The organism is Pseudidiomarina sp. (assembly GCF_048268165.1).
GTDB lineage: Bacteria > Pseudomonadota > Gammaproteobacteria > Enterobacterales > Alteromonadaceae > Pseudidiomarina.
This window is the reverse complement of the sequence record NZ_JBLWWA010000023.1, coordinates 1-8405: the sequence shown is the minus strand read 5'-3', so window position 1 is coordinate 8405 and position 8405 is coordinate 1. Positions and strand designations below refer to the sequence as shown.

Genomic DNA, 8405 nt, shown 5'->3' with positions numbered 1-8405 from the left:
TACCCGATCGCAACAAGGCCCTGGCTGCAACGCTGATCATGCTGATTGCTGTCGCTTGCGCTGCCTTTTCACTGCTGCCAACAGCCGTTGCCTTTGCCGCTGGCGTACTGGCATCCATGGCGCTGCGCACCCTTCCCCTTCGGTCCGTGTATGACGCCATCGACTGGCCCGTCATTATTCTGCTCGGAGCGTTGATGCCGGTTGCTGCTGTAATGGAAAATACCGGTACTGCCACGCTGATTGCCGACGTGCTGATTCAGCATGTTGCCCAAGGAAGCGGCCCTGCAGCTCTGGGGCTTATCCTGATCGTCACCATGCTCATTTCAAGTGTTGTTAACAACGCGGCCACTGCAGCGGCCATGTGTCCCATCGCACTGGGTACCGCCGCGTCGCTTGGTGTAAACGCGGATGCCCTGTTGATGGCAGTAGCCATTGGGGCGTCCTGTGCGTTCCTGACACCTATCGGCCACCAGAACAATACTCTGATCCTCGGGCCGGGTGGTTTTCGATTTGGCGACTACTGGCGCCTTGGGCTACCTGTGTCTCTGCTGGTTTGTGCAATCAGCATTCCACTGCTTCTGCTGGTTTGGCCGTTGTAGTGTTTTCCTTGCTAAGCCTGTTTCATAACCGGATACTTCGTTTTTTTACTCTATGCCGTACGAGGTGTTTGCATTGACACAGATTGCCGACAATACAGTGGTTCAGTTTTTCTACACGCTGACCGACTCCGATGACTCCCAGATCGAAACCAACCACGGGGCGGACCCCATTGCGTATCTCCACGGCCATGGCAGCATGATGCCGGCAATCGAGGCCGCACTGGAAGGCAAGTCTGCCGGTGATACTCTGCACCTGACACTGGCGCCGGACCAGGCATACGGTGAACGCCAGGAAGGTCAGGAGCAACGTGTTCCCCTGAAGCACCTGCAAGGACTGCCCAAGGGCGTGCGCAGCTGGAAGGCTGGCATGGTCGCCGTTGTGCAGACCGACCAAGGTATGCGCCAGGTAACTGTGATCAAGCCAGGGCTGAAAATGGTGCTGGTCGATACCAACCACCCATTGGCCGGAAAAACGCTGACTTACGATATAGAAGTGGTCGATGTTCGCGCCGCGACAGACGAAGAGATTGCCCATGGCCATGCCCATGGCGTCGGTGGTCATCATCACTGATGGTCTGCTCGAACGCGTCCGCCTGAAAAGAGGCCCAAACCGTGTTTGAATTCATTACTCAATTGTTACGGAGAAAACCCATGGCACGTGCAAGCGCTCGTCACATCCTTGTCAGCTCTGAAGCTGAATGTCAGTCCCTGAAAGATCAGATCGCCAATGGCGCCGATTTTGCCGCCCTCGCCAAGGCACACTCGCAGTGCCCGTCCGGCCAACAGGGCGGAGAGCTGGGCAGCTTCGGCCCGGGTCAGATGGTCAAGGCCTTTGACGAAGTGGTCTTCAGCGCCCCGATCAATGAAGTACAGGGCCCCGTGAAAACCCAGTTTGGCTACCACCTGCTTGAAGTAACCAGTCGCGAAGACTGAAAATCGTGACATATGGGCTCTGGCCGGCTAACGCTGCGCCAGAGTCTTTTCATTTATCCACAACATGAAATCCATTGCTCACGACAGGAAACGCCATGACTGAATGTGAACACCTGCTGATCGAGGATATTGTCGAAGGCAGCGGTACCGAGGTGAAGAAGGGCGGCGCGTTGATCACGGCGCACTATCGCGGTTTTCTGGAAGACGGGACCGAATTTGACTCCTCGCATGACAGGGGGCAGCCCTTTCAAACTGTCCTGAGCCGCAAGAAGGTGATCGCCGCCTGGGTTGAAGGCCTAAAAGGCATGAAAGAAGGTGGCACACGCAAGCTGAAAGTACAGGCCGAACTGGGATACGGTGAGCGAGGCTTTGGCGACAAGATTCCGCCAAACGCAAACCTTATTTTTGAAATTGAGCTGCTGGAAGTGCTGAATCGAGAGTAGACCGGTTTGCTCAAATATTTTTGACAGGTCACGCCACTACCCGTACCGGAAGACGCCCAAATCCTCTGCCAACAACTGTGAGAAGCTGCCCCATAAGTATTTTATTGATAGGGTTGAGGACCATAAAGATATCATGGAATGGACTTCATTAGCATTTCTTCAGGAAAGATAACCCACAGCATATAGCCGCAAATCGGTTTGCTGTGGGCGGTTTTGGCTAAATTTTGTTTAAGTAGGCCATTATCATAAAACCATAACGTTTTACATCGAAAATTTAACAGAGCATACAAAAAATAAAATATATTTTATATTATTTTTTTAATATCATATTAATAATAGTCGATCTAACATCACCAGAATTCAACACCAGAAAGATAGTGCCTGATTAATTTTAAAAACTATATTTTTATCCGTGCGATACAAAAGTCACATGAATATATTATATTTTCATTGGCACTGTAAAGTAGGATGAATGTCTGCTATAGCATAGCGCCCATCATGGAATACTAATGAGCTAGAAACATCATCGAATCCATAATCTTTCACTTCACCAACTATGATGTAATGATCGCCTCCATCATAAACATTCCATGACTGACACTCAAACCATGCAGCACTTTCATGCAACCTGGGGGCGCGATACGCTTCATCCAAGAGCTTCACATCACTGAATTTATCATATCCTTTACGTGAAAAACGGTTCGATAATTCAATTTGATCATCTCGCAAAACATGTACAGTAAAGTATTCACAGTTAGTGAAATCATTAGCACTATATGCAGACTTATCAATGCTCCATAAAATAAGTGCAGGATCTATAGAAACAGAGTTGAAGCTACTGGCCGTAACTCCAACTTTTTCACCATTAGAATTTTTAGTTGTGATAACAGTTACACCAGTCGGAAATCGTCCCAGAGCTTTTCGAAATTTTTTATTATCGAATGACATAATATTATCCTTCTTTATAGATAGCCTTTAAATGGTTCAACGTTACTGATAACTGCTCCAGCACCATCAAATACTGACTCATTGATGTGGGCGTGTTGTACACCAACCATTGTGTCTCGAAGTATTTTCTGCAAACGACGGTTCATATATATTGAACTAATACCAGAAAGGTTATAACAACGCTTGACAACATCTCCACATACTTCAGCGGCATGAGCAGATGAAAGTTTCATTTCGTTCGTAAGTTCTTGGCTAATTTCATTACCTTCAACGACTTCCTCAAACACTCTTTCACATACTTCATAAAAATAAGCACGGCAACTGAGATATGAAGCTGTTGATCTTGCTAAACCCATTCTGAAATATGCTCGATCTGCTAACTTAGGTGCTCCTGTTGTAGTTTGGCCCTGACACATATCAACAAGTTCTTGGATTGCCCCTGCTGCCAATCCAAGAAGCACTGCTGTATGTACCTGACCAGCAAAAGGTACAGTAGGAATACGATACAGTGGTTCATCAACTTTGGCAGTTTCTCCACGTAGAAATGTCCAATCTTCAGTCACAAACTTATTATTTACTCTCAAGTCATGACTGCCAGTACCTTCCATGCCTACAACGTCCCAGTTATCAACAACCTCAACCTGAGAGGCGGGCATTATCGCGGTACGCGGCATATCATTAAAACCATTAACAGTACTCCCGGAAATACCGACCCCAATCCAATCAGCTGTTTTACAACCACTTGAGAATTTCCATTGACCATTAATAATCCATCCATTACCTTCTCTAATCGCTGGCTGTACGGGAAACAAACCACCAGCAAACATTTGATCTGGGCCATTCTTATAGATCATCGCTTGCGTCTCAATTGGTAAGGCTGCAAGGTAATAGTTAGATGATCCAAAACTTGCAACCCATGCTGCAGATCCATCGACAGAAGCCACTCGCTCAATTGCACGCAAGAATGGTATTGGATTGTCTGCTATGCCACCGAACATTTTTGGAACAGCTGCACGGAAAAAGCCTGATTTTTTCATCAAATCGACTATTTCATTTGGCACATAGCGTTGATTTGAGAACTGATCTCTTCCAGCTTTCACCGCTATCAACAGCTCTTCAATAGCAGCCTTGCCTGGTTCGTCAATCCAAACATCTTTGTATAGGTCTACAATATTTTTCATAAATCATCCGCGTGTTAAAAATTACAGTAACATGTATAATATCAATTGACCTTACTGACAAATAACAGATACTAATAATGTGAATAATCATGAATAATAAAGCGTTTGATTTGAATCTAGTCAGAATATTTTGCACTGTTTACGATACTGGTAGCTTAACCATAGCAGGAGAAAGACTTAATATAACACAGCCAGCGATTAGCCACGCGTTAAAAAAAATGCGTGCATATTACGACGACCCATTATTCGTGCGTTCAGATGGAAAGATGATACCAACAAAACTTTCAACCAGTATCGCACCTAATCTTAAAAAATCACTAGAGCTAATTAATATATCTCTAAAGTCAAAAATGGTATTGAGTGCAGAGGGCTCATCAAAAAAAACCTTCAAAATATCAATGTCAGATATGTCACAAATATTCTTCATCCCATCGTTATGCATGGCATTAGAGAATATACTTGACAAAATAAAGCTTGATATCGTGCAGATCACTCAAGATAAAATCGAACCAATTATGAGGGCTGGTGAGCTGGATTTTGCTCTTGGTAACCTACCTTATCTTTCTGGTAACAATATAAACGGAAGGGTATTAAAAGAAACTCTATTTTTCGACAAATTCATATGCATGGTACGAGACGGACACCCATCTATCAAAAGCTCTCTTGATAAAATAGATATCAGCAAAATCAAACTATTAAATATAAACAGCAGTATAACTGGCCACACAGGCCTACTAGAAGAAATAAATAGTAAATATGAGAAAAATATTGCATTAACCATTCCTAACTTTACAGTAGCTCCTGAAATAATCAGCAAGACAGACTTTGGTGTTATAATTCCTAAATCTGTAGCAAAAAGATACAACATGGAAAAAACATTTATCTTACATGATATCGACTTGGATAATAATAGAATCGAAATTAACATATATTATCACATGCTTTATAAAGACGACCCTTCAATTAATTGGATGAAAGAAATTTTCATTGAGCACTTTAGAGAAAATCAACCCTGATAATTTCAACTATAAATAAAAATAATTTATATTACTTCACATAAAGCATTACCATAGCACATGAAAATTACGGGGGAAGGTATGCTATGGCTTTTTGTTGTATTATAAAAAAAAATGGACTCGGAAAATTTAAAAAAAGAGAGCTAATTAAAATTCTTAGAGAGGAAGTATTAAATATTTTAGACTGTCAAAAAGCATTCCTACATATCCCCTCAACAGTAGAAGACAAACACACCAATGATGGAGTTAGCGAACACCATATCATAGAGTTTTTTCTTGATGATTTGTCATCTCTTGAGAAAGGGATACATCACATAAGATCAAAACTTTATTCAATGGGATCATATTCTGAACCCATAATACAAATACTACTGACAAGAGAATATGAATATAAAAACAACCCAATAGATGAAGAAAAAAAATTTAGTTACTTTGTTGAATATACAGGCATAACAAATAATGATACCGCATGGTGTAACCATTATATTAAAAATCATGTCGAGTTAATGAAGAAACTACCCAATATAAAACAAATTGTAGTTCATACTCCTTTAGCATGGATTTATCCTGAAGGTACTCATATTTTCAGAAGTTTATTATGCAATAGAGTATCATTCCAAACGAAACGGGATTTTGACTCAGCATTAAAGAGTTCTGTAAGAGATGAAATGCGTGAAGACTACAAAAAATTTCCACGCTTTGATGGAATATGTACGCACTATGCAATGGAGACCTATTCAATCATGGCCGAATCTTGAAAGGGGATAAATATAATTGACGTAGTAGTTATCCAGCTAAGGAGATGTGATCCAGTGTACCACATGAAGATTATATTCCTTGCATACGATCAAAGCCGCATGGATGCAGCAGCAACTCACACTCGCTAGCACCGCCAATTCAGTTATTGTCCTATCCGTAATAAAAAGCTCTTGGGTTTAATTAGCGTGTTGATCCTATATCCTATGGGAACGCCTGGAAACATATCGAAAATCACTATCCAAAAATAACCAACAACTCTCATCCATATCTTTAACTACATATAAAAATTTAAACCAAATTTATCCGACCATAAGATCCTCTTGCTAGGTTGCTTCATAAGACTGTTAGTAAATTTTCGTTGTATAAAACCATCCGATACCGCACCTTCACTCCGAACCTTGCACCGTCAGATCCGATGTTATTTTAAAATATACACGCGTGTCTCAATGAAGCCGACATCGTTCTGAATGAGGGCTCGTAGCCAAGACCATCTAATTCGACAAACATGCCCTGGGTGCAGAGAGCCAAAAAAGTAGATTATTCGTATTGCTGTATAAAGCTTATTTTGGTGAGAGCGGTCTCACTAGCAATATTCACGACACAGGAACAACTGCTGCAAAACAGCATAACCTAAACCAGTCTGGTCCTGCTGTTCGAGCTGTCAGATGTTAAGAGCTAACAGCTAGTCCATCTTTACCACCTGAAGAGACCAATCACATCCGGTTAAAGTAGGGAGATCCTGCAAACTTCATAACATCTGGTACAAAGAAAAACCTGTTGAAATAGCCTTAGATGATGTTTCTCATAGATTCCCTATCAAACACCACACTTACGCTGATGCATAGTAATGAACATGTGAACATAATAGTCACCATTGGTATCAATGATTCATTTGCGAAGAAACCAACTAACGCACTGCAAATTGCGCCAAATGTGAAGCCGAAAAATCCTGCTAACGCTGTTGCTGAAGCACTATTTTTAGGAAAAATATTTGTGATTCTAGCCATAGAGTTGGCTACAAGCATCCCATGCCAGCATAAGACTGTCATTATCATAAAAGATAAAAAATATACATTAATTTCCGTTAGTGAAATCGTGAAAATAAGTAATAATAAAGACATAAAAAACTGAGAAAACTTTGATAATATTAATATTTTCCCAAGATCATGGCGATTTAGAAAATGTATATTTATCCAATTAAATGCAATAAGAGAAAAAACATTGGCCGCAAAGAAAAAAGGGTATAGTTTCTGGTTTAAATTAAAATATTCTATGTATAACCATGGAGAGGCAGTTATATAAGAGAAAAGACTTCCATACATACAACCTATGGAAAATATATTTACCACCGCCTTTCGGGAACGAATTATAATTAAGTATCGATACGCAAAGCCAATTTTATTTATATTAGTGTTATTATCTTTTGTTTCACTAAAGAAAAAAACAACAAAAAAAATAATCAATAATGCATAACAAAACAACGCTATGAATATTGATCTCCAACCAAAGAATTCAGTTATCACTAAACCAATAGATGGAGATATTATAGGTGTAACCATCATTATCATAGAGACTTTAGATAGTATCTGAGCTCCTTTATTCAGACTATATATATCACGAACAATAGCAGGTACGTTTACAGCAGTAATTCCAGCAACAACCCCTTGAAATGCACGGAAGAACCATAAACCCTCAATATCTTCTGAAAATGCAATAAAAATTGTTGCTATTATATATAAAAACAAACCATTTATGATGCATATTCTACGACCGAAGTGATCTGATAATGGGCCACCGAAAAGCTGCCCAACTGCAAACCCGATTAAAAAAAGGCTAATTGATAGCTCAACTTTGTGTATAGTAACATCGAAAGAATCTGCGACTATAGGAAGGGCCGGCAAATATGCATCGGTAGAAAGAGGACCTAGCGCCGTAAGAGATGCAAGAACCAACAAAAACAACCGGCCCCTATTATTTTCCCGTGCACTAGTTTCATTAACCATTATTAATAATCCGCACAGTTGAATTGGTTTTAATAATATATTATTAAAATTATAAAAAGTTCGCTAAAACCCTCCATTGCCTTCTAAACAGCTGAGTTAATCCATCATTAAGAGCATAATTCATAGTAATCATCAGTATTAAAAATGCTCTGAATTAATTAATTCAGAGCATGAAAAACAGTAAATATTGTCATGGTTTTTTCAGATCTAGCTCAATACAGTTAGAAACCGTTCATTAAGTTGACGATCATGATAGAAAATTGCTTTACCCAGCTCGCCCGCATCCCAGGTCACCGGCTCGTGGTCCGGGTAGTGGTAGTCGCCACCGCAGAAAACCTCGTTACGATTGCCAGACGGGTCAAAGAAATAGATGGTCTGGCCATGAGTCAGCCCATGACGTGTCGGGCCAATATCGATTGAGGTATCGGTCATGGAGATCAAGTCCGCCGCCTTGAGCACATCGTTCCAGGTCTCCAGGAAGAAGGAGGCATGGTGAAACTTGCCTGGCTCCGGATGATCGATA

General features: G+C 41.2%; 10 protein-coding genes. 6 read left to right on the top strand and 4 right to left on the bottom strand.

The genetic code is table 11. The features are described from left to right. The 4 genes from ACN0UY_RS12500 to ACN0UY_RS12485 form a co-directional block, all read left to right on the top strand. On the top strand, positions 1 to 599 hold a 599-nt coding region (locus ACN0UY_RS12500; protein WP_417667512.1), incomplete at its 5' end, for an SLC13 family permease. Between the two features lie 73 nt (positions 600 to 672). Continuing rightward, complete coding sequence (locus tag ACN0UY_RS12495; RefSeq protein WP_417667510.1) at positions 673 to 1170, top strand: FKBP-type peptidyl-prolyl cis-trans isomerase; 498 nt, start codon at positions 673 to 675, stop codon at positions 1168 to 1170. Between the two features lie 80 nt (positions 1171 to 1250). Then, positions 1251 to 1532: a peptidylprolyl isomerase gene (locus ACN0UY_RS12490; RefSeq protein WP_091828008.1), complete on the top strand. Its 282-nt coding sequence runs from the start codon at positions 1251 to 1253 to the stop codon at positions 1530 to 1532. A gap of 95 nt (positions 1533 to 1627) precedes the next feature. Continuing rightward, complete coding sequence (locus ACN0UY_RS12485) at positions 1628 to 1975, top strand: FKBP-type peptidyl-prolyl cis-trans isomerase (protein ID WP_417667508.1); 348 nt, start codon at positions 1628 to 1630, stop codon at positions 1973 to 1975. Positions 1976 to 2422: 447 nt separating this feature from the next. Here ACN0UY_RS12485 and ACN0UY_RS12480 read toward each other — a convergent pair whose 3' ends face one another. Both ACN0UY_RS12480 and ACN0UY_RS12475 read right to left on the bottom strand, forming a co-directional pair. Further along, positions 2423 to 2923 carry a flavin reductase family protein gene (locus ACN0UY_RS12480; RefSeq protein ID WP_091828010.1) on the bottom strand — a complete coding sequence of 167 codons (501 nt, stop codon included), beginning with the start codon at positions 2921 to 2923 and terminating at the stop codon, positions 2423 to 2425. Between the two features lie 14 nt (positions 2924 to 2937). Then, on the bottom strand, positions 2938 to 4104 hold the full coding sequence (locus tag ACN0UY_RS12475; protein ID WP_091828011.1) for an acyl-CoA dehydrogenase: 1167 nt from the start codon (positions 4102 to 4104) through the stop codon (positions 2938 to 2940). Between the two features lie 89 nt (positions 4105 to 4193). Here ACN0UY_RS12475 and ACN0UY_RS12470 point away from each other — a divergent pair, with 89 nt between their 5' ends. Further along, positions 4194 to 5120 (top strand): LysR family transcriptional regulator, encoded by a 927-nt coding sequence (locus tag ACN0UY_RS12470; protein ID WP_091828012.1) that lies wholly within the window; start codon positions 4194 to 4196, stop codon positions 5118 to 5120. A gap of 86 nt (positions 5121 to 5206) precedes the next feature. Further along, a complete protein-coding gene (locus tag ACN0UY_RS12465) occupies positions 5207 to 5878 on the top strand; it encodes a hypothetical protein (protein ID WP_139253959.1) in 672 nt (223 codons plus the stop codon). A gap of 789 nt (positions 5879 to 6667) precedes the next feature. Here the strand turns inward: ACN0UY_RS12465 and ACN0UY_RS12460 are convergent. Together ACN0UY_RS12460 and ACN0UY_RS12455 are read right to left on the bottom strand one after the other, a co-directional pair. Continuing rightward, positions 6668 to 7882, bottom strand: coding sequence for a multidrug effflux MFS transporter (locus ACN0UY_RS12460; RefSeq protein ID WP_417667504.1), 1215 nt, complete (start codon positions 7880 to 7882; stop codon positions 6668 to 6670). 207 nt (positions 7883 to 8089) lie between these two features. Continuing rightward, positions 8090 to 8405, bottom strand: a 316-nt coding sequence (locus ACN0UY_RS12455) for a VOC family protein (protein WP_417667502.1), incomplete at its 5' end; no start/stop codon positions are given.

Bases quoted from the DNA above. Each gene is read 5' to 3' on its own strand.
- ACN0UY_RS12490 (WP_091828008.1), top strand. From the start codon at position 1,251: ATGGCACGTGCAAGCGCTCGTCACATCCTTGTCAGCTCTGAAGCTGAA.
- ACN0UY_RS12485 (WP_417667508.1), top strand. From the start codon at position 1,628: ATGACTGAATGTGAACACCTGCTGATCGAGGATATTGTCGAAGGCAGC.
- ACN0UY_RS12480 (WP_091828010.1), bottom strand. From the start codon at position 2,923: ATGTCATTCGATAATAAAAAATTTCGAAAAGCTCTGGGACGATTTCCG.
- ACN0UY_RS12475 (WP_091828011.1), bottom strand. From the start codon at position 4,104: ATGAAAAATATTGTAGACCTATACAAAGATGTTTGGATTGACGAACCA.
- ACN0UY_RS12470 (WP_091828012.1), top strand. From the start codon at position 4,194: ATGAATAATAAAGCGTTTGATTTGAATCTAGTCAGAATATTTTGCACT.
- ACN0UY_RS12465 (WP_139253959.1), top strand. From the start codon at position 5,207: ATGGCTTTTTGTTGTATTATAAAAAAAAATGGACTCGGAAAATTTAAA.
- ACN0UY_RS12460 (WP_417667504.1), bottom strand. From the start codon at position 7,882: ATGGTTAATGAAACTAGTGCACGGGAAAATAATAGGGGCCGGTTGTTT.